The 22,107-nt window shown below is 45.7% G+C and carries 15 protein-coding genes; 8 read left to right on the top strand and 7 right to left on the bottom strand.

Translation table 11 applies throughout. From position 1 onward, the window contains the following. Positions 1-8: 8 nt before the first annotated feature. Positions 9-842 carry a ferritin-like domain-containing protein gene (locus ACZIX4_RS08130; protein ID WP_463335124.1) on the top strand — a complete coding sequence of 278 codons (834 nt, stop codon included), beginning with the start codon at positions 9-11 and terminating at the stop codon, positions 840-842. Positions 843-921: 79 nt separating this feature from the next. On the opposite strand, the gene ACZIX4_RS08125 is transcribed toward ACZIX4_RS08130, so the two are convergent. Together ACZIX4_RS08125 and ACZIX4_RS08120 are read right to left on the bottom strand one after the other, a co-directional pair. After that, positions 922-1,965: an L-dopachrome tautomerase-related protein gene (locus tag ACZIX4_RS08125; RefSeq protein WP_463335123.1), complete on the bottom strand. Its 1,044-nt coding sequence runs from the start codon at positions 1,963-1,965 to the stop codon at positions 922-924. Positions 1,966-1,976: 11 nt separating this feature from the next. Continuing rightward, complete coding sequence (locus ACZIX4_RS08120) at positions 1,977-2,918, bottom strand: NADP-dependent oxidoreductase (RefSeq protein ID WP_463335122.1); 942 nt, start codon at positions 2,916-2,918, stop codon at positions 1,977-1,979. Between the two features lie 87 nt (positions 2,919-3,005). Between ACZIX4_RS08120 and ACZIX4_RS08115 the strand changes: the two genes are divergently transcribed. Further along, positions 3,006-3,857: an AraC family transcriptional regulator gene (locus ACZIX4_RS08115; protein WP_463335121.1), complete on the top strand. Its 852-nt coding sequence runs from the start codon at positions 3,006-3,008 to the stop codon at positions 3,855-3,857. Positions 3,858-3,914: 57 nt separating this feature from the next. On the opposite strand, the gene ACZIX4_RS08110 is transcribed toward ACZIX4_RS08115, so the two are convergent. Continuing rightward, positions 3,915-4,136, bottom strand: coding sequence for a hypothetical protein (locus ACZIX4_RS08110; RefSeq protein ID WP_463335120.1), 222 nt, complete (start codon positions 4,134-4,136; stop codon positions 3,915-3,917). Positions 4,137-4,359: 223 nt separating this feature from the next. Beyond that, positions 4,360-6,489, bottom strand: coding sequence for a S46 family peptidase (locus ACZIX4_RS08105; protein ID WP_463335119.1), 2,130 nt, complete (start codon positions 6,487-6,489; stop codon positions 4,360-4,362). Between the two features lie 104 nt (positions 6,490-6,593). Between ACZIX4_RS08105 and ACZIX4_RS08100 the strand changes: the two genes are divergently transcribed. Next, positions 6,594-7,355, top strand: a complete 762-nt coding sequence (locus ACZIX4_RS08100) for a DUF6882 domain-containing protein (RefSeq protein ID WP_463335118.1) — start codon at positions 6,594-6,596, stop codon at positions 7,353-7,355. 263 nt (positions 7,356-7,618) lie between these two features. After that, complete coding sequence (locus ACZIX4_RS08095) at positions 7,619-8,797, top strand: T9SS type A sorting domain-containing protein (protein WP_463335117.1); 1,179 nt, start codon at positions 7,619-7,621, stop codon at positions 8,795-8,797. 26 nt (positions 8,798-8,823) lie between these two features. Here the strand turns inward: ACZIX4_RS08095 and folK are convergent, their stop codons facing one another. Next, positions 8,824-9,951, bottom strand: coding sequence for a 2-amino-4-hydroxy-6-hydroxymethyldihydropteridine diphosphokinase (gene folK, locus ACZIX4_RS08090; protein WP_463335116.1), 1,128 nt, complete (start codon positions 9,949-9,951; stop codon positions 8,824-8,826). A 175-nt stretch (positions 9,952-10,126) separates the two neighbouring features. On the opposite strand from folK, the gene sppA reads away from it, so the two are divergent. Together sppA and ACZIX4_RS08080 are read left to right on the top strand one after the other, a co-directional pair. Further along, positions 10,127-11,902, top strand: a complete 1,776-nt coding sequence (sppA, locus tag ACZIX4_RS08085; RefSeq protein WP_463335115.1) for a signal peptide peptidase SppA — start codon at positions 10,127-10,129, stop codon at positions 11,900-11,902. 47 nt (positions 11,903-11,949) lie between these two features. Then, on the top strand, positions 11,950-14,646 hold the full coding sequence (locus ACZIX4_RS08080; protein ID WP_463335114.1) for an AsmA family protein: 2,697 nt from the start codon (positions 11,950-11,952) through the stop codon (positions 14,644-14,646). 285 nt (positions 14,647-14,931) lie between these two features. Here the strand turns inward: ACZIX4_RS08080 and ACZIX4_RS08075 are convergent, their stop codons facing one another. Both ACZIX4_RS08075 and ACZIX4_RS08070 read right to left on the bottom strand, forming a co-directional pair. Beyond that, positions 14,932-17,040 (bottom strand): glycoside hydrolase family 97 protein, encoded by a 2,109-nt coding sequence (locus tag ACZIX4_RS08075; RefSeq protein ID WP_463335113.1) that lies wholly within the window; start codon positions 17,038-17,040, stop codon positions 14,932-14,934. A 288-nt stretch (positions 17,041-17,328) separates the two neighbouring features. Continuing rightward, positions 17,329-18,882, bottom strand: a complete 1,554-nt coding sequence (locus ACZIX4_RS08070; RefSeq protein ID WP_463335112.1) for an AsmA family protein — start codon at positions 18,880-18,882, stop codon at positions 17,329-17,331. Positions 18,883-19,214: 332 nt separating this feature from the next. Here ACZIX4_RS08070 and ACZIX4_RS08065 point away from each other — a divergent pair, with 332 nt between their 5' ends. Beyond that, on the top strand, positions 19,215-20,435 hold the full coding sequence (locus tag ACZIX4_RS08065) for an OmpP1/FadL family transporter (protein ID WP_463335111.1): 1,221 nt from the start codon (positions 19,215-19,217) through the stop codon (positions 20,433-20,435). Positions 20,436-20,445: 10 nt separating this feature from the next. Continuing rightward, positions 20,446-22,014 carry a G-D-S-L family lipolytic protein gene (locus tag ACZIX4_RS08060; protein ID WP_463335110.1) on the top strand — a complete coding sequence of 523 codons (1,569 nt, stop codon included), beginning with the start codon at positions 20,446-20,448 and terminating at the stop codon, positions 22,012-22,014. Positions 22,015-22,107: the final 93 nt, after the last annotated feature.

Here is a 22,107-nt window from a genome sequence, read left to right as displayed (position 1 = left end):
GAAAAGACATGAACATTTTAAAATTCATAGAATCGTTTACAAACGAAGGGCTTATAAAAAGCCTTAGCGAAAAAAGCAACCGCCGCGACAGCTTTAACCAGTTTGGCAAATTAGGCGCTACCGCCGCTATGGCAGCAGTGCCGTTTGGTATGGCTACGTTGTTCAGCCAAAAGGCAAATGCCACAAACAGTGCTTATGCATCAATAGCAGCAGACAGCGCCACAAGTGCACTGCAACTGGCCCTGATACTGGAATACCTGGAAGACGAGTTTTATGCCACAGCCTTGGAGACTGACGGGCTTATACCAAGTGCTGACCAAGCCATTATAGCGCAGATAAGCCAGCACGAAGCTGCCCACGTAGATTTCCTGATGAGTGCACTGGGTAATAACGCACCTGCAAAACCTACGTTTGACTTTACCGTAGGCGGTGCTTTTGATACTTTCGATAATTACGAAACCTTCCTGGCATTAGCCCAGGCATTTGAAGATACCGGCGTACGCGCTTATAAAGGGCAGGCAGGCAACCTTATGGGCAATGGCGACCTGCTTACCGCCGCACTGCAAATACACAGTGTAGAAGCACGCCATGCATCGCAAATACGCAGGCTGCGCGGCCTTAAAGGCTGGATTACCGGCAATGTACGCGGCGCAGGTATGCCCGAGCAGACACAAGGCGTATATGACGGCGAGGAAAACACTACGCACGGCGGGGTAAACATCAGTTCGTTTACAGCCACCCCGGGTAACCCGGCATTTGGTTCCGGTTCTTACACCGAATCGTATGACGAACCGATGAGCGGTGAAACTGCTACAAGCATAGCAAGCTTATTTATTGTATAAGTTATAGGTTGGTTCTGGTTATGCAAAATCCTGCCTGCTGTACAGCAGGCAGGATTTGTTATGTATAAAGCAAGCTAAATTATTCAGCTAATTTAAAGCGGTAAATATAATACGGTGCCTGTCCGCTGTCTGCCACACCAGTAAAAGCAGGGGTAGTATTCAACTGGTTTACGCTTATGTATGCGTAACCGTTTCGCACTGCTACATTATCAGGCCACAGCAGGCGTGGGTCAGCAAAAATATCAGTAAGCTTACCGTTAGTAAGGCGGCTTATTGCATGGCCGGGCAGGTTGGTAAAATAGTGTACACCTTTGGCATCGGTAGCAGCGCCATCACTTATTGGTTTGGCACCCACAACTTTTATGCTCTTGCCTATCACGGCATCGGTAGCTTTGTTGCGAAACAGCCTCGCATCGGCACTATACCATTTGGTACCGTTCATGGCACCAAAGTAAATCGTATTACGGTCGGCCGAAATGGTAATTGGGTTAACTGCCACACGCGCAGGCTTGCCGCCAAAGTAGGTTACTTTACCATCTATCACCATATCAATATTTTCCGACTGCAATGTCGCATGATTACCAAACCTCCTGAAGGTATTTGTTTTAATGTTTACCGCTATAATACCCGGATTGGCAATATCTGCAAGGTATACCCAGCCATTCACCTCATCTACCGCAATATCCTGTATAAAGCTGCCTTTTGGCGCCACATCGGCAGGAAGGTCGATTTTCTGTACTACTTTATTTTGTTTGATGTCGAATTTCCAGATGCGGGTTGTACCGAGGTTTTGCCCCATGTCTATCACCCAAAGGAAGCCATTTTTATCGAACGCGATACCTAATGGGGTATCAAGAAATGCATCGGAAGCAGGACGGCCATTCTTCTGAAGGTTTTCAGAAGGGAAAGGCACATAATTTTCAGGGCTTTTTACCTCAATAAGCTGAAGCTCGCTACTGCCAAGCGGATGGATGGTAGCAAACACACGTCCGTCTTCAGACACCGCCACATTACCGGGGCGTACGGGCAGCTTGGCAACTATTTCAAGGGTTGGTTTCCCGGTTTGCGCCATTAACGGCAATGTGAGCAATAAAACTATTACAGATATAAAATATGTTTTCATAATGGGGATTATTAAAGGGTTACTACAATTTTACCTACGGTACGGCCACTTTCTATCTGCCTGTGGGCTTCGGCCATTTCATTAAAAATGAAGGTTTGCGAAACATGCGATTCCACCACACCGCTTTCAAGCAGGGCAGCTATTGCCGCCATATCACTACCATCTGCCCACACAAGGTAAGTGAAACCTTTTTTACCGGCAGCTTCGGCACGGGCTACGGTATCGGCGCCGTGGGCACCCGGATAGCTCAGTAGCCTGCCACCGGGTTTCAACACCTTAAGCGAACGTTCTATATAATCGCCCCCGAAGTTATCCAGCACCACATCTACACCTGAAATTTGTTCTTCAAATGGGGCAGCTTTATAGTCGATATGGGCATCGGCACCAAGGCCCAGTACAAAATCTTTATTGGCCACAGAAGACGTACCGATAACATAAGCACCAATATTCTTAAGGAATTGTACAGCATAATGCCCTACCCCGCTCGAAGCAGCATGCACCAATACCTTTTCGCCGGGTTGTACCTTAAGGGTATGCACAATCGATTGGTAAGCCGTAAGTGCAGCAAGGGTAGCTGCGGCAGCTTCTTCAAACGAAATATTGGCGGGTTTCAGGGCGAGGTGTTTGGCCTCAGCCACCACATATTCGGCATAGGCTTTAGCATGCGAAGGAAATTCCAGCATACCGAAAACAGCATCGCCCACGGCAAATTGGGTTACGCCCTCGCCTACCTGTGTTACCACACCGGCTATATCCCAACCGAGGATGAGTGGCATCTGGTCTTTCAGCCTGCCTGCCATACCGAAGCCTGCACGGGTCTTTGCATCTACCGGGTTAATACCTATGGCTTTTACATGTACCAATACCTGGCCTGATGCCGGGGTTGGGGTTGCTACATTTGTATATTCAAGGTTTTCAACGCCTCCGAACTGGTTTAAAACTATTGCTTTCATATCATTGTTTATTTTTGTACTACAAATTTATACCAGTAAAAAATAGTTTACTGGTACATTTTTTCTATTAATTTGTACATTTGTACCATGCAAAAACAACAATTATACAGCCCGTTTGAAATAAGCTATGGCAGGCATGACCAATGCCCGCACCTGGAGCACAAGCACCTGTTCTTTGAACTTGTATATATTATATCGGGTACGGGGCAGCAGTGCATCAACAAGAATGTATTTGACTACCATGCAGGTCACATGTTCCTGCTTACGCCCGAGGATTGCCACTCGTTTAACATAACAAGCACTACAGAGTTTTTCTTTTTACGCTTCAGTGATATTTATATTAAGTCGGGAGCGTTCGGGCGGGAAGATATACAGCGCCTGGAATACATACTGCGCAATGCCAACCATAAGCCGGGCTGCATACTGAAGAATTTTACAGATAAGCCGTTTGTAGGCCATATAGTGGACGCACTGCGCCGCGAAGAAACCGGGCACGACCTGTATAATAAAGAACTTATACAGCAGCTGGTAAATACGCTGATAGTGGTTGTGGCGCGAAATATAGCTAAGTACCTGCCCGAACAGGTAGACGAAAAAACCGAAGAGAAAGCGCTGGAACTCATTAGCTATGTACAACAGCACATTTACAGCCCCGAGCTGCTGCGTGCCGATGCCATAAGCAATACTTTTAATATAAGCGAGGCGTACTTAGGCCGTTATTTTAAGAAACATACCGGTGAAACGCTGCAAAGCTATATAAGCCAGCACCGCCTTACCCTTATAAAGGCACGGCTGAAGCACAGCGATATGCGCATTAATGAAATAGCAGATGAATTTGGCTTTACAGACGAAAGCCATTTTAATAAGTTTTTCAGGAAGCATGGCGGGGTTAGCCCGAGGGCATACCGCACAGAAGTGCTGCAAGCCGCAACAGTATAAAACAAGAAAAGCCACGCAATGCGTGGCTTTCTAATGCTTTCTGTTATCTGTCTCTTCTTAGTGAGCAGCAGGAGCTTCAGCAGCAGGAGCAGCAGCAGTAGTATCAGCAGCTGTAGTGTCAGCAGCTGTAGTATCAGCTGGAGCAACTTCTGGAGCAGCAGTAGTATCTACTGCAGTAGTATCAGCACCTTCTGTAGCTTCACCTTCTGATTTCTTGCATGAAGTGAAAGAAAGACCTAGTACAGCAACTAGGGCTAGGCTTAAAACAACTTTTTTCATCTTACTAAATTATAAAGGTTAATTATTAATTCGGAGCAAAGATATAAATTTTTTAATACTGCAAAATAATTCTTTCACAATTTTTTTTTAGGCTTTTCGCTCTTGAAATTCAATATATTATTGACTTCGAACTCAATTTTAACATTATCATTAAAGGATTGTCCGTAGCAGCCCGTATAATATTGTGCAAAACAGGCCTGTGCAGCATCTTGTTTTCTTACAATTACTTTACCAGCTTCATTTCTTTTACCAGGTGGCCTGCACCGGCATATTTATCTATGATAAAAAGCACATAGCGCATGTCTACCATGATGTTACGGCAAATTTCAGGGTCGTAGTGAATGTCGCTCATAGTGCCTTCCCACACACGGTCGAAGTTAAGCCCTATCAGGTTACCTTTGGCATCTATAGCCGGGCTGCCGCTGTTACCGCCGGTGGTGTGGTTTGTAGCGATAAAACAAACCGGCATTTTACCGTTTTCGCCATACTGACCGTAATCTTTTTTATTGTACAGGTCGATAAGCTTTTGCGGTACGTCAAACTCATAATCACCCGGAACGTATTTTTCAATCACGCCGTCAAGGTACGTGGCAGGCTCGTAGTACACCGCATCGCGGGGTTCGTAGCCTTTCACTTTGCCGTACGTAACACGCAGGGTACTGTTAGCATCCGGGAAAATGCGTGCATCTTTCGGGCTAAGCTCCAGTATGGCTTTCATATAGGTACGTTGCAGGGCAGTAATCTTCAGGTTGATTTCCTCGTACTTTGGCATTACCTTTTCGTAGTAGGCCAATGACATCGCCTTAATCACCTGATAGCCCTTATCGGCATTCAGTTTTTCTATAACAGCGGCTGGGTCGCCTTCAAGCAATTGCTTTACGCCATCGTAGCTTGTCAGTTTGCTTTTACCATACACCTCAGCGGTAAGTTGGGTTACATTGGCATTCGCCAAAGACTGTGGCAAAAACTGCTTGGGCGACTTGGTAAGGTATAGCGCCATAAGCTGCTCAAATACTTTTTCATCGACAAGCTTGCTGTAATCTTTAAACGTGGCTTCAAGCGCGGCAACGGTATTCGCCTTACGGTCGTTAAACGCCTGTGCGCCTTTGGCAGTATACGCCTGCTCCAGTTGGTACAGACGGTAGCCAATGGTAAGCAGTTCGGTGTTACGCAGGGCAACTTCCACAAAATAATCACGGGCCAGCGAATACTGTTCTATGTCTTTATAGTTCTTTTCAAATTCAGGAAGCAGGTTGCCATATTCGGCCTGTTTACCTGCGGCGTTTACCCACTGGGTAAATTTCTTCTCATAGTCGCGCTTAATACCTACAGCGTTGCTCTTTTTAAGCCCCTGCACCTCGCCTATCCATTTTTTCCAGTAGTTGGCAATACCGGCATATTTGGCGGCATACTGAATTTTTATCTGCGGGTCTTTTCGCATAAAGCTGTCCTCAACTTTAAGGGCAGCATCGCGCACTTCAATTTTTGCAGGGTCAAGCACGTTTACTATTTGCTCTACCGCTACAGAAGGCAGGTACTCGGTAGTACGGCCCGGGTAACCAAACACCATGGTGAAGTCGTTCTCCTTAACGCCCCCTATGTTAACCGGGAAGAAATGCTTCGGCTTGTATGGCACGTTGTCTTTGCTGTATTCGGCAGGGCGGTTGTTTTTATCGGCGTAGATACGAAACATACTAAAGTCGCCCGTATGACGCGGCCACACCCAGTTGTCTGTATCACTGCCAAATTTACCAATACTCGACGGCGGCGCACCCACCAGGCGGATGTCCTTAAACGTCTCCGTTACAAAACGGATGTACTGGTTGCCTTCATAAAACGTACGTATGCTGTTTTCCTGCCAACTTTCTTTAGGCAATGATTTAGTGAGGCTTGTTATGTTTTCCTGTATTTTTTGCTGGCGTGCTTTCTCGTCAAGGCCGTTAGTACCTTCCAGCACTTTTGTGGTAACGTCGTCTATGCTTACAATGAACATCACCGTAACGCCGGGGTTCGGCAACTCCTCGGCAAGGCTCATGGCCCAGAAACCGTTGGTCAGGTAATCGTGTTCCAGGGTGCTGTGGCTTTGTATGTTGTCAAAACCGCAGTGGTGGTTGGTAAGCAATAGTCCCTTATCGGAAATAACCTCGGCGGTACAGCCACCGTCAAACTGGGGTACGGCATCTTTAAGGCTGCTGTGGTTAACATCGTAAATATCCTTAACCGACATTTTCATGCCCAGGTGTTTCATTTCCTTTTCATTAAGGCCGCTAAGCAGTGAGGGTATCCACATACCGCCCTGCTGCGCCAGTGCAGGCACCGTAATAAACAGCACCAGTAAGCGTAGTAGTTTCATTGTTTTGTTTTTAACGGTTGCAAGATAGGGAATTTTGAGGAGGGTGGGAAATTGATCAAAACTTCAGGGGTTTTCATTACTTTTGAAAACAAACCAATACCATTATGTCACAAACATTTGAATCTTTTTCCAAAGAAGGCTATGAGATCCTTCGTAAAAATCAGGATTTCTTTTTAAACAATTACGAAATCAACAGTTACGCACGTTGGGATTTCGACCAGCCATCTGGGGTATTTATATTCTCTGACAAGAGTAATAGTAGCGAAAAGAAATATTTTGCATTTCAAAGCATTGGTACCTATTCACCGGCAGGAGGCACCTGGATGTGGAGCTGGGCAAATAAGACCACATACCAGAATGTAAAGACTGCATCCGAGCAAATGAAGAAATTTGGAATAGCATTGGGATACGAAAAGCTGATTACCGGAGCTTGGGAAGCTGACGAAGCCGATGGTTGGGAAATGCTTGCTTTTGCACAAAAAATACTAAACCCGATTGGTTCTTACAGGGTAAAATCAGGCGATTTATTACATTATTTAATATTTACCGAAGAACTTTCAGAAAAACAAGTTGCTCAGAAAAAAGAAAATGCCGTAGAGCTTATTGAATGCAAGGACCATGGCTTGGGAAGAATAGGTTTTATATGCCAACACTTAAACAAAACTAAAAAAGCAGGCTTTCATGAAGCCTTTGAAACGGAACCCGGAATGGAACTTGACGAAGACGATGATTTACAAGCCTGGTGTAATGACTGCGAAACTGTACGTATTGCAGATGACGGATGGAATGAGAAAGCCATGGAATTTGCAAAGATTAAACTCGTTTGTAAGGAGTGTTATTTTGAGATAAAAGATTTCAACACTTAATAAAGATTGCCGCGCTTCGTGCCTCCGCTCGCAAGGACAGAGCGTGAAAAACACACCCCATAAACAACCCACCGACCCTGAAGGGGTGGCGCATATTAGCCCCGGGCAACACCCGGGGAATCCGGGGATGTTAACCCCCACCGTAGAGACGTTGCACTGCAACGTCTCTACCTCATCCAACCGAACAAATCTCCCTATGAACGGCACAACATTATAACAGGTTTTGGTTATATTTACCACAAACCGTGGCTAAAACCTGTTTTATGAAGCGTATCATTACACTGCTTGCCCTTATGTGGCTGTTGCTTCCGGCAGCGGCACAAACCGAGCATATCATTGCCCCTAATACTGCCGACCCGCTTAGTGGCACGCCAAACAACTACCATTTTATCTATACCAACCCTGATGTGGCGCAGAAAGATAAACTGTTTTTGTTTTTCCCTGGTACCGGTGGGGTGCCTATCGGCTACAGGCAGCTACTAAAACGTGCGGCCAACCTGGGCTACCATGCCATTGGCCTTACCTACCCTAACGATATTGCCATTAACGACCTGTGCGCATCGAGCAGCGATACCACCTGCCACAGCCGTGCCCGCCTTGAGGTTTTTGACGGTACAGACCGCCACCCCGATATTGCGGTAGACCAAAACAACTGCATAAAACGCCGTACCCAAAAGCTGTTGCAATACCTCGCTGCAAATTACCCTGATGAAAGTTGGGAGCAGTACATGGACGGCGATAGTATACAATGGAATAAAATTATAGTCAGCGGACATTCACAGGGAGGCGGGCATGCAGGAATTATATCGAAACTGTATGAAGTGGACCGTGTGGTAATGTTTGCGGCAACCGACTGGATTATTCCGCTGGTGCGTAATGCCGACTGGATTACCTGGGATGGCCCTACTGCCGCCAACAAGTATTACGGCTTTATCCACGAGGAGGATGAAATGGTAAACTTCGCTGTAGAACAGGTTACCTGGAACAACTATGGTATGGATGCTTTTGGTTCACTTACCCTGGCGGATGATACGAGCCCACCTTATGGAAATACACATATGCTGTATACACAGGCCACTCCCGATAATGACCCTACGAAGTTTCACGGATGCATAGCCGTAGACCTGTATACACCCATGGACGGGGAAGTACCCATATTTACCAATGTGTGGACGTATCTTATAGATTCGGACAGTAGCCTGGGCGTAAATGAAAACATCCCGGAAAAACTAAGTGTGTACCCTAACCCTTTTTCGGGTAGTTTTAGCATTGCTAATGCGCCGGAAGGCTACACTATCGCGGTTTTTGACATGCTGGGATGCGAAGTGAACTATACCCGAAATGGCAACACCTTCACCATTAACAGTAAAACATCGGGTATGTATATTGTAAAAATAAACGCTAACGGAAACAGCGTTACGAGAAAACTGCTACAAAACTGATTGCTTTAGACTTACGACTCTTGACCTTATGACTTATTGATTTGCTCCAAAACCCACAGGTAATCTTCCTGTTTGTTTACAAAATCACGGTCGGTAACGTCGATAACCAACACGTTAAGCCCGGTAACCGATTTTATATAATCCAGGTAGCCCCGGTTGATGTTCTCTAAATATTCGGCACTTATGTCCTGCTCGTAGTCGCGCCCACGCTTGCGGATGTGTTCCAAAAGGCGTGGGGTATTCTGGTACAGGTATACGTACAGGCCGGGCTTGGGGAGTTCCTTATACATAATATCAAACAGGCGGCGGTACAGGCGGTATTCGTCCTCACTCAACGTGACTTTAGAGAATATGAGCGACTTAAAAATATGGTAGTCGGCCACCACAAAATCGCTGAACAGGTTGAACTGCGAAAGGTCGTCAGTTATCTGCTGGTAGCGGTCGGCCAGGAACGACATTTCAAGCGAAAATGCATAGCGTGCCTGGTCTTCGTAAAACTTGGGTAAAAACGGGTTATCTGCAAAGCGTTCCAGCACCGGCTTACCGTTAAAATCCTCCGACATTTTACAGGTCAGTGACGTTTTCCCGGCACCTATATTACCCTCTATGGCTATGTAATTAAACTTTTCAGGATTGTAACCTGCCAGCGGCGCAGGCAGCTTCATTATCCATTCGCAGTCGCTATTATCAGTAGACGATGCGATAAGTTTATTGATATCTTTCTTTAAAACCGGGTGTACCCAGTGTGGTGCCACATCACGCAGGGGAAACAGCACAAAGTTACGGTCCTGCAGGCGCGGGTGCGGTACATGCAGGTGGGGTTCGTTTATTACTTCATCATTAAAGGCAATGATGTCAACATCTATAGTACGCGAAATATACCCGCCTTCGGCAGCGCGTACACGGCCTCCCTCCTGCTCTGCGGCAAGCAGCCCTTCCAGTAGTTGGGTAGCGGTTTTGGTGGTATGCACCACAATGGCACAGTTGTAAAAAGCATCGCCCTCAAAGCCCATAGCAGGGGTTTCGTATATGCCGGAAACCTTTGCCACAGTGGCAATGTTAGTATGTATATAATCTATGGCCTGTTGCAGGTTTTGCAGGCGGTGGCCCATATTGCTGCCCAGGGATAGTATGGCGCTGTTTTGAAACTTCATCAGGATGTGTATTCCGTAAACCGCAAAGTAACTAAACATTTTACTGGCAACTACTGCCTGTTAATAAGTTTAAACGAAAAAGGGTTTTCTTCCACGAAAAAAATTTCGCATATAGCTGTAACACAAAAGGCATTACTGCTACTTATTTATAAAATTAAAAATCCAATTTTTAGCTATGCAGTTTTTAAAGAATGTATTGTCTACCGTAGTGGGTATCTTCATGTTTATCATGGTTTTCTTTTTCCTTATCATAATTATCGGTGTTATAGCCGGTAGCAGCAGTGAAGATGTTGTAGAAGTAAAGGACAATTCGGTAATAGAGCTCGACCTTTCCAAAGTATCGCTGGATTACGGCGGTAAGTTTGGCGGCGGTAAATTTGCCATGTTTAACGATGTGCCGAACAACGGCCTTATAGATGTACTGAAAGCCATAGATGCGGCCAAAGAAGACGACCGCATTAAGGGCATCACCATAACCAATAACACACACAGCCTGGGCATGGCGCAACTGAAAAGCCTACGCAGGAAACTGGACGAGTTTAAAAAGTCGGGCAAGTTTGTAGTGTCGTATGCCGACAGCTACTCACAGGGCGATTACTACCTGAACTCGGTAGCCGACACCCTGTACCTTAACCCTGTGGGCGACTTCGAGTTTAAGGGCCTTAGCAGCGAAATCATGTTCTTTAAGGATTTCCAGGAGAAAACCGGCATCACTATGGAGGTTATCCGCCACGGTAAGTACAAGAGCGCTGTAGAGCCGTTCCTTGCCAATGAAATGAGCCCTGAAAACCGTGAGCAGATGAGCACACTGCTTAACGCCATGTGGACATCGGTAGTTGATGATATTTCTAAAAGCAGGAAAATACCGGTAGACAGCCTTAACGGCATTGCTGAAAGGCTAAGCGCCCGTACACCTGAAATGGCTAAGTCACGTGGACTGATAGATAAAATAGGTTACGAAGACGAGTACCGCAACGGTATCAAAAAAGCACTTAAAGTGGAAAAAGGCGAAGACTACAACGAGGTGGATATTCTTGACTATGTACAGCAAAACTCGCTTAACGAGCTCATAAATACTGCCGATAGCCAGATAGCAGTTATCTACGCCCAAGGAGAAATTTCGGGTGGTAAAGGCGGTGTTACACAGGTAAGCGAACAGCCTATCCGCGAGGCGTTTAAGGATGCCCTTGAAAACGACGATGTAAAAGCGATAGTACTCCGTGTAGATTCACCGGGTGGAAGCGCCCTTACTTCAGAACTGATCTGGAGGGAAGTGGAACTTGCCAAAAAGAAAAAACCGGTAGTGGTAAGCATGGGTAACTATGCTGCTTCGGGTGGTTACTACATTTCATGTGGCGCCGACCGTATTTTTGCCGAGCCAAACACCATTACAGGATCTATAGGGGTATTTGGCGTACTGCCAAACCTTACCAAACTAAGCAACAATATGGGCATCCATACCGAATCGGTAAGCACGCACAACAACCATGCAGAATACAGTCTGTTCCAGCCACTGGAAGCTGATACGCGTGAGGTGATTCAGCAAGGCGTAGAGCAGGTATATGCTACCTTTGTAAGCCGCGTAGCCAAAGGCCGTAAAATGAGTGCCGAGGCTGTAGATGCTATAGGCCAGGGCCGTGTATGGAGCGGTACCGATGCCAAGCGCATAGGCCTTGTAGACGAACTGGGCGGGCTTGAAGATGCCGTAAAATACGCTGCAAAACTTGCCAAAGTTAAAGACTATTCCACAGTGGATTACCCTGAATATGAAGCCGACTTCAACACCTTTATTTCTAAGCTTGGCAATGGCGCATCGGTATTTACAAACCGCGAAACGCTTATAAAAGAAGAGGTGGGCGAAGAAAACTATCAGGTTATAGAGCGCCTGCGCAGGGTAAGCAAAACAAGGGGTGTACAGGCCATGATGCCTTTTGAAATAAACGTAAGGTAATTCCGTTATTAAGCCTTATATTTAAGGCAAATTATAACACATCATCTATGACTAAGAAAATTTTAAAGTGGACGGGTATTTCCCTGCTGGTTATCATTATTTTACTGATAGCGGCACCGTTCCTTTTTAAGGACAAAATTAAGAGCATGGTCGTTAAGGCCATTAACGACCAGGTAGATGCTACCGTGTCGTTTGAAGACGTAAGCCTGAGCTTTATCAGCAACTTTCCGCAGGCAAGCGTTACGGTAGACAAGCTGAGCGTAATAAACAAAGCGCCTTTTGCCGGCGATACGCTGGTATATGTAGGCGAGCTTAACCTGAAAATGAGCATCAACGAGCTTTTTAAAGGTGACGGCGAACCTATGGACCTGAAATCGTTCAGCATCAAGAACAGTGTGATAAACATATTGTTCAATAAGGACGGCATAGGCAACTTTGACATTGCACGCAAAAAAGCTGAGGAAGAGCAGCCTGCTACCCAGGAGCCAAGCAAGCCTTTTGCCCTTAACATAGATGAATATGCTGTAGAAAACCTAAGGTTCCGATACTTTGACGAACGCTCTAAAATGAGCGTGGTTATAGACAGTCTTAACCATAACGGTACGGGTAACTTTGCCGCTAACAAGCTGGATCTTGATACCCATACCGACCTTAACCTTACGGTGGATATGGACAAGACCAACTTTATGCGCAATACCAAGCTGAAGCTGGACGCCGTACTGGGAATGGATATGGATAAAAGTATCTATACCTTTAAGGAAAACAAGCTAATGGTTAACCAGATGGGCCTTGAGTTTGACGGTAGCGTAGCGCTGCTGGAAAATGGACAGGACATCAACCTAACCTTTAAAACCCCGGAATCGTCGTTTAAGAACTTCCTGGCGCTAATACCGGAAGCCTACAGCGGCAGCCTCGCCAATGTGAAAACCGATGGTAACTTTACCGTAAACGGCAAGGTAAACGGTGTGATGGACGACACCCATATACCGAAATTCAATGTGGCATTCCTTAGTAAGAACGCTTCGTTTAAATATCCTGACCTGCCTAAGAGCATCACCAACATAAACATTGATACCAAGGTTGTTAATGAAACGGGTACAATGAACGACACCTATGTAAACATAGATGAGTTCTCGTTCCGTATTGACCAGGATGTGTTTAGCGCCAAGGCAAACATCCGCAATATTGTGGAAAATGCACTGGTAGATGCCAAGCTGAAAGGTACTGTAAACCTGGGTAACGTTACCAAAGCCTACCCTGTAAAACTGGATACACCGCTATCAGGTATACTGAAAGCCGATGTGGAAACGAAGTTTGACATGGCTTCGGTAGAAAAAGGCGCTTACGAAAAGATAGACAACCGTGGCAACATCAGCCTGAGTGGGTTTAACTATACTATGGAAGGCTTTAAGAACCCGTTCATCATCAGCCTTGCCGATATGTCGTTTAACCCAAGCCGCGTAAGCCTGAACCGTTTTGATGCCAAAACCGGCAGCAGCGACCTTGCCGTAAGCGGTACGCTGGATAACTTCTACGGTTTTGCCTTTAAAAACCAGACACTAAAAGGTAATTTCGCCCTGAAGTCGAACAAGCTGGTTATTAACGATTTCATGAGCAGCAGTACGGCTGCCCCTGCCCCGGCAAAAACCGAAGGCGAGGGTGAAAAGAAAGAGCCTGCTAAAACTGCACCGGCCGGTGATGCGGTTAAGATACCTGCATTTTTGGACTGTACCATTACAGCTAATGCAAACAGTGTAGTGTACGACAACCTTACCCTGAAAGACTTCGGTGGTAAAATGGTTATTAAAGATGAAGCTGTTGCCATACAGAATGCCAAGACTTCGATATTTGGAGGTACTATTGGCTTTGCGGGAGATGTTTCTACCAAGCAGGCCACACCTACCTTTAACATGGACCTTGGCCTGAACAGCCTTGACATAACTGAGGCGTTTACCCAGCTTGATATGCTGAAAAAAATAGCCCCGATAGCCGAAGTTATTACCGGTAAACTTACCGCAGGCGTAAAAGTGGGCGGTAACCTGGACAGCAAGGAAATGACCCCTGATACCAAAACACTAACCGGTAACCTGGGCGGTAACCTTGCCAATGCAGTAATCCACACTGATAAGTCGAAAGTACTGCAGGCACTTACCAGCAATGTGAAGTTCCTTGACCCAAGCAAGCTGAACCTGAACCAGAAGATAAACCTGTCTTTCAGTAACGGTAAGGTTATACTCCAGCCGTTTGTAGTGAAGTACCAGAACATAGACATCAATGTAAGCGGCGAGCACGGCTTTGACCAGAACATGAGCTACAAGGCATCGTTTGACCTGCCTGCTAAATACCTGGGTGATGATGTAGTAAACAAAGCTGCTACGCTTAAAGTGGACATCAGTAAAATTACTGTGCCTGTAAACGTAAATATTACCGGTACATTCCAGAAGCCTAAGGTGGGCACCGACCTTGGTACGGCTACTAAATCGGTACTGACACAACTTGTTAACCAACAAAAAGACAAGTATGTAAACGAAGCCAAGGAAAAAGCTACTGAAAAAGGCAAGGAAATACTGGGCAACCTGATAAACGGTAATAAAGGCGGTACCACAACCACAAAAGATACTGCTAAAACTACTACCCCTACTAACCAGGACGTGAAACAGAAAGCCGAGGAAGCAGCAAAAACCAAAGGTAAAGACCTGATAAACGGCCTGTTTAAGAAGAAAGACAAGAAAGAAAGCAACTAATGGTTATTGGTTGTCAGTTGTTGGTTGTTAGGCCACTCTGAAAATTAATATCATAATTATAGAACAACCCCGGCAGCATAATGTTGCCGGGGTTGTTTTTTTATAGCGCTTTCGGACTGAACCTGCAAGGTCTTTGAGACCTTGTAAGTTTACATGAACCTCCTTTGTATTTCTCTTATATATTACATTCCAAATCCTACAAGGTCTCAAAGACCTTGAACGATAAAAAAACAAACCCCACTGAAAACTCAGCGGGGCTTATTGGGAAATAGGTTATATAAGTGGTTACTTCACTTCTTCTTTAACGCTTATGGCACAGCCACCACTGGTAGCCAGTTTCTGCTTCAGCTTGGTTTTGCTGGTCACTTTCACTTTTTTAATTACATAAGCCTGTGGGTTCTTGTCGTAGCTGGCATCGGGTGCATCAGCATATACAGTAGCCCAGTAAGTTTTGCCTTTTGGAAGGAACTCAAATGTAAAGGTAGCTTCGCGTGCATTCTCATCGGTAATGGCACCAAGGAACCATTCGTTTTTGCCTTTCGCCTTACGCGCCATAGTAATATAATCACCCGGCTCGGCTTCCAGTACCCAGCTTTGGTCCCAATCTACCGCTACATCTTTTATAAACTGGAAGGCATCCAGATGCTTGTTGTAGGTTTCAGGTAAATCGGCAGCCATTTGCAGCGGGCTATAGAAGGTTACATACAGCGCAAGCTGTTTCACCAGCGTAGTGTGTACAAACGAATTGTTATCCGGGTTATACGCGCTTATTTTGGTCTGGAAGATACCCGGCGTATAGTCCATAGGGCCACCTACAAGGCGTGTAAACGGTAGTATTGTAGTATGGTCAGGGTTATTACCGCCAAATGATTCATACTCCGTACCACGGGCGGCTTCGTTACCTATAAGGTTCGGGTAGGTACGGGCAAGGCCTGTAGGGCGAATCGCTTCGTGGGCATTCACCATAATCTTATATTCGGCAGCTTTTTCTATGGCAAACTGGTAGTGGTTTACCATCCATTGCCCGTAGTGGAACTCACCTCGCGGCAGTATGTTACCCACATAACCACTCTTAACAGCGTTGTAACCATTATCCACCATAAACTGGTAGGCTTTGTCCATCCAACGCTCGTAGTTACGCACCGAACCTGAGGTTTCGTGGTGCATGATGATTTTTACGTTTTTAGAAGCTGCATAGCGGTGCAGCTCTTTTACATCGAAATCAGGGTAAGGAGTTACAAAGTCGAAAACAAATTCTTTCGACTTACCAAACCAGTCTTCCCAGCCTTCGTTCCAGCCTTCAACCAGTACGGCATCAAAGCCGTGCTTTGCAGCAAAGTCGATATATTCTTTTACATGGGCAGTGTTAGCAGCATGCTTGCCGTTTGGCTTGGTTTTGCTGTAATCCAATTCGCCAAGGTGTACGTTGGTAAGGTCGTTATAGGCCCAGGTACTTTTTCCGGTAATCATTTCCCACCACACGCCAACGTATTTTACTGGCTTAATCCACGATACGTCCTTGTATTGCGTAGGCTCGTTAAGGTTATACACAAGGCGCGACATCAGGATATCACCCGCCTTATCGCTCACGATAACGGTACGCCATGGTGAAGTAGACGACGTTTGTATGTTGCCTTTGTTGCCAATAGCATCCGGCGTAAGCCATGATTCCAGCACCATGTTTTTGTCGTCAAGGTTAAGCGACATGCACGAATAGTCTTTCAGTGCAGCCTCGTGTATGTTGATGTACAGGCCATCTGCACTTTTCATCATCAGCGGGGTTTGAAGCCCGGTTGGTGAGAATGTAGTCTGCGATGCATTTGGTGTAACGGCAGCTTTCATTTTACCGCGCACTTCGCTTAGTTTGCTGGTTACGGTACTGTATTCCTGCGTATCATAATCGCCCGGAAGCCAGAATGCTTTGTGGTCTCCCGCAAGGGCAAACTGTGTGCGCTCTTCTTTAATAATAAAGTAGTTCAGCTCAGGTTGTTCCGGGAATTCATAGCGGAAGCCAAGCCCGTCGTTAAACACACGGAAACGTATGCGGATATAACGGCCTTTCTGGTCTTTTTGCGAAAGCGTAACCAACAGCTCGTTATAATTGTTGCGGATGTTTTTCTCCTCGCCCCATACCGGTGTCCAGGTTTCATTAAAGGTAGCGGTTTCGGTTTTGTCGATGGTAAAGCCGTCTAAAAGCGGGGCCACATCTTTAGTATCAATACCCAGCTTACTGGTTTTAATAACCGGTTTCTTTTTGTACGTAAGCGCGTAGGTAGGCTCCCCTTTGGCAGAAAGGGCGAAAGTAAGCTGCAGGTTGTTATCAGGCGAAGCGATCTGCTGGGCAGAAACACTCAGGCCAAACAACAGCATACAGGCCAGTAGCAGTTTGTTCATTGTATCAGGTTTGAGTATTAACGGATTAAAATTATCCAAATTCCTGATATAAATTTACCAATTCGTTATTTACAAGCAGCGAAAACCTTTGCGTGTTGAAAACTTTTTGATTTTGGTATGCCAAAATTAAGGGAAACGTAGATTAAAGGTGATACAAGACTGTGCAAGTTATTCCCAAAGTCTCTCAAAGGAAGCGCAAAGTTCCTCAAAGTTTTATTAATGTTATTTCGAGTGCACAAAGCATTCCTATGGAATGTTGGAGGACACAGAGCATAACCTTTTCCGAGTTTAATCACCCTGCACTATTTCGGGCAAAACCGTCTCTTTTAATCCCTGTTGTACAAACCTCCACAAAAAATTGAAAACCGATTTATCCTTTTTACGGGTAACCTTAGGGGTGGTTTCCTTCAGGTCGCCGTCGCTGTCGTTTTTCACCAGCATATTGCCTACAGTGCTTAAAAGCTTGTTTTTCTTTTTACCGTCTTTTTTGTAAAGGTCCACTTTCAGGTGGTCGTACTTTATAGCAAACTTCCCGCCGCCGGTTTCGCGGTTGCCGTTAAATGTAAACCGTATATCGCGCAGGTTGCCCTTGGTGGTAACATTCATCAGCGGTTTAGACACCGGGTTGATGTCCTCGCTTCGGATGTTTTGCAGGTGGCCTATAATGGTAAACGAATCTGAAGTGTCCAGTGTATTAAACGACCAGTTTACCGTCATGGGTGATTTCCGCATAAAAAGGCATTGCACATCTATGGTGGTATTAGGCAATTTGCCTTTCCGCACCGGGCTGTACAAGTGGCCTACCGTAGCATAAAATTTAGAGAACGATACCTTAGCAGGTGGCCTTTTGTAAGTCAGTTGTTCCTCATATTGCAGGTCGGCATTTTTTAGCAAAAGCTTTTCCACTTTCAGGTCGAAATCAAGGTTACGAAGCAACTCACTGTACAGCTTTTTGCGCGTAGGGTCGTCCTTAACTTCCTTGCTGCGGTAAATGTTCGCAGCCACCTTATCCAGCACCACTTCGGGCGTATGTACATAAAGCGTATCGTTTACAAAACCCCAGTCGATATTATGCACGCTGATGGCACCGGCCTTTATATTAAACTGGTCTTTTTCCACGGGTACCATACCGTTAAACTGCTGCCGGGTATACTTCGGCACCAAGCGGAACTGTTTTGCCGTTACAGAGGTATCGGTTGCAGAAATATTATCGGCAGTGATGTTATAGTGCAGGCCTGCATTATAGTACAGGCTATCGGCACTAAAGGTATAATCACGGTAACGCAGCGGTATGTTTTTTTCTACTGTGGCGCTGTCTACTTTTATATTGGTCAGGGTAAAATCAATATTGCTCAGGCGGAATTTAGGGTGTTCCAAAGAATCCAGCATACGGAAACGTCCTTGCTCTATATGAAGCTGGCCAGTTTGCACCACCTGCCTGAAAGGTTTCTCCACATCGTCCTTTACGTTGTATTTGCGCTTGGTATAGTACAGTGTGGCATCGGGGTGTACCACCTCTACCCTGTTGGCCTGTATACGGTTATGCTTCAGCAGTTGCCAGATGCTCAACCCGCGTACAGAAACCTCCTCTACATTAGCAACTAATGTATTCTTAAGGGTATCCTTTGCGGATGTCTTCGGCTTTAGCTGCAATCCCTGCACGGTGAAGTTACCCGCCCATACGTTTACATCCAGGCCTTTATATTCCACGATATACGGAAAGTCTTTTTGTTCCTTAAGCAATGCAGGCAGTTTCTTTTCGGCATAATAGGCAATCCCGAAATTGGCCGCTATTGCCAAAATAACCAGCACTATAACAACTATCATTATCTTTTTCAGCATGACAAAATGTATTTTCTTACTGAAAATTACTACTAAACCACGGTAAAGCCATAGCCATTATATTTTTATTAATATTTTGATATTTAAGCCCAAACCACCCCGTAAATCCCTTCATTTATATGCGCGCATACATTATCTTTAAAATTTTGCAATTCTTTGTGATTTTTTTATAAAATATGTAGCGTAATTTTGACGAAATAATTATTATGAATGCATAATAATTTACGCGGTTATCTTGCGTAATCGATAATTTATTATAAATTTGATATAGAAATTAATAATTTGATAACCTAACCTAATTTCAACCCATGAAAAAATTATTATCCTTAACTATGGCAGCTTTAACCGCTTCCACGGCTTTTGCGGGCGGGTACCGTATAAGCCTGCAGGGGCAAAAGCAACTTGCCATGGGACATACCGGGGTGGCTGTGGTAAACAGCGCCGAAACCCTGTTTTTTAACCCGGCCGGGGCAGCATTCCTTAAAGACCGCTTTAACTTCTCGGTGGGTGGTAACCTGCTGTTTGCACGTACCAAATTCCAGAACGACACCTACAACTGGAAAGCCTCTACCGACAACATGGGTACCCCGCTTGAATTCTACGCATCATACCGCGTTACCGACTGGCTTACTGCCGGTGTGGCCGTGTACACGCCTTACGGTAGTGCTGTAGAATGGGACAGGGACTGGCAGGGGGCTAACCTTGTAAACAATATCGACCTTCAGGCAGTGTATGTACAGCCAATAATTTCTGTTAAAGTAAACGATTATTTCAGTGTGGGCGGTGGCCCAATATATGTAAACGGCGGGGTAACCTTTGACCGTAACCTTTCGCGCAGCCTTACTGACGAGCAGGGCAACCCAAGCGACGTAAACCTTGAAGCTAAAGGTGTTACTGCATGGGGCTGGAGCGCAGGTTTTATGTTTAACCCGCACAAAAGCGTAAGGCTTGGGGTTAACTACCGTTCGCACATTACTATGGAAGCCCGTAACGGTAATGCTGATTTCAACCAGGTGCCTGTATTTGCACAGGGTACTTACTCTGATACTAAATTTAATGCCGACCTGCCACTACCTGCCGAACTTACCGCAGGTTTATCAGTACAGGCTACAGATAAATTACTGCTTGCCTTTGACTACAACCGTGCTTACTGGAATGTATACAAAGCACTTACCGTAGATTTTGCAAACGGCATACCTACATCGGTAAACCCGCGTAATTATAAAGACGCCAGCACTTTCCGCGTAGGAGCGCAATACAAAGCGATACAACAGCTTACCGTACGTGCCGGATGGTATTATGACGAAAGCCCTGTACAAAAAGGCTACTTTGCGCCTGAAACCCCAAGGAACGACTCTATGGGCTTTACCGGAGGTTTTACCTACATGGTAACTTCGCACCTTGGTATAGATGCTTCATTCCTGTACCTGCACTTTAAGGAAGTTAACGCTTCTTACGACCATGCTACTGAAGACAACGGTACGTACTCATTTGGCGGAACCTACAAAAACGTAGTATTCTCTCCGGGACTTGGTTTATCTTACAGCTTTTAATTGACGCAACATGAAAAATAAAAATATACTATTGTTAGGGCTGCTTGTCATGGGTATTACCGCTTGTGAGCCTGAATTTGAACATGAACTGAGCGATGCCGATTACAGTGCCGGTGATGCCGACTTCAGCAGCTACGTGGCTATAGGCAACTCACTTACCGCAGGTTACATGGACGGCAGTGTTTCGCGTGTGGGGCAAAGCTATTCTTACCCTAACCTACTGGCACAGCAGTTTGCCGTAGTGGGTGGCGGTGCCTTTACACAACCTTCTTATGAAGACGACGTAAACAACCTGGGCGGCCTTACACTTATGGGTACACAACTTACCAGCACCAGGCTGATACTTAATGCCTCCACCCAATCGCCGGAACCTATTGCAGGTACACCTACCATTGATATAAACAACCTTCAGCAGAAAGCATACCACAACATGGGGGTGCCGGGTGCCAAATCGTTCCACCTGCTTGCAGCGGGCTATGGAAACATTCAGGGTGTGATGCTGGGCACGGCTAACCCGTACTATGTACGTACGGCTACTTCGCCAACCGCTACCGTACTGGGCGATGCAATGTCCCTTAACCCTACCTTTTTTACCAACTGGATAGGCAGCAACGACGTACTGGCGTATGCGCTTTCGGGTGGCACAGGTGTAAACCAAAATGGTAACACCAATCCTGCCACGTACGGGCCAAATGACATTACCGACCCTAATGTATTTGCCAATGTATATAATACCATCATCACTACACTTACCAACGATGGCGCAAAAGGTGTGGTAATGACCATACCAAATGTAACGTCTATACCGTACTTCACTACTGTACCGTACAATCCGTTTACGGCAGCAGCATTAGGTAATGGTGATGAAGCAGCGGGACAGGCTACCATAACACAGCTAAATACTTTATATGGAGGCTTGAAACAGGCACTTACAGCTTTCGGGCAGGGTAACAGGATAAACCTGCTTAGCACTACAGAAGCTAACCCAATACTGATTAAAGACGAAACACTAACTAACCTGCAGGCACAGCTTACGGTAGCCTTTACACCGGTGTACGGGCCACAAACGGCTGCCTTTATAGGCGCTACTTACGGGCAGGCAAGGCAGGCCACTGATGCCGACCTTGTGGTGCTTACTGCAAGTTCGTTACTGGGTACTGAGGCCGCAGGTGTACCGGCTCCGTTTAATGTACATGGCGTTACTTATCCGCTAACCGACCAGTACGTACTGATTCCAAGCGAAATCACAGCAATAAACGACGCTACAGAAAGCTTTAATGCAACTATTACCACTATAGCAAACGACAGGGACCTTGCTATAGCCGATATGAATGCCATACTGGGCCAGCTTGTAGATGGTTTAAGGCTTGAAGACGGGCAGATTTACACGGCCAACTATTTTAGCCTGGACAGGGTAAATACCACACTGTTCTCGCTGGATGGTGTGCACCCTAACGCAAGGGGATATGCGCTTGTAGCCAATGAAATACTGAAGGTGATTAACCAGCATTATAATGCCAAATTGCCTTTACTGAACCCTGCATATTATCCTGGTTCCACAATACTGACATCAAACTAGTAACCTCAATTTATTTTTTAAAGGGGCTATCTCAAAGGTTCCATTTCGAGCGAAACGTAGTGTAGCCGAGAAATCTCAAAATTTGTAATCGAG

The organism is Flavobacterium niveum, assembly GCF_055231775.1.
The sequence above is the reverse complement of the archived record's forward strand: the minus strand, read 5'-3'. Positions and strand labels throughout refer to the sequence as shown.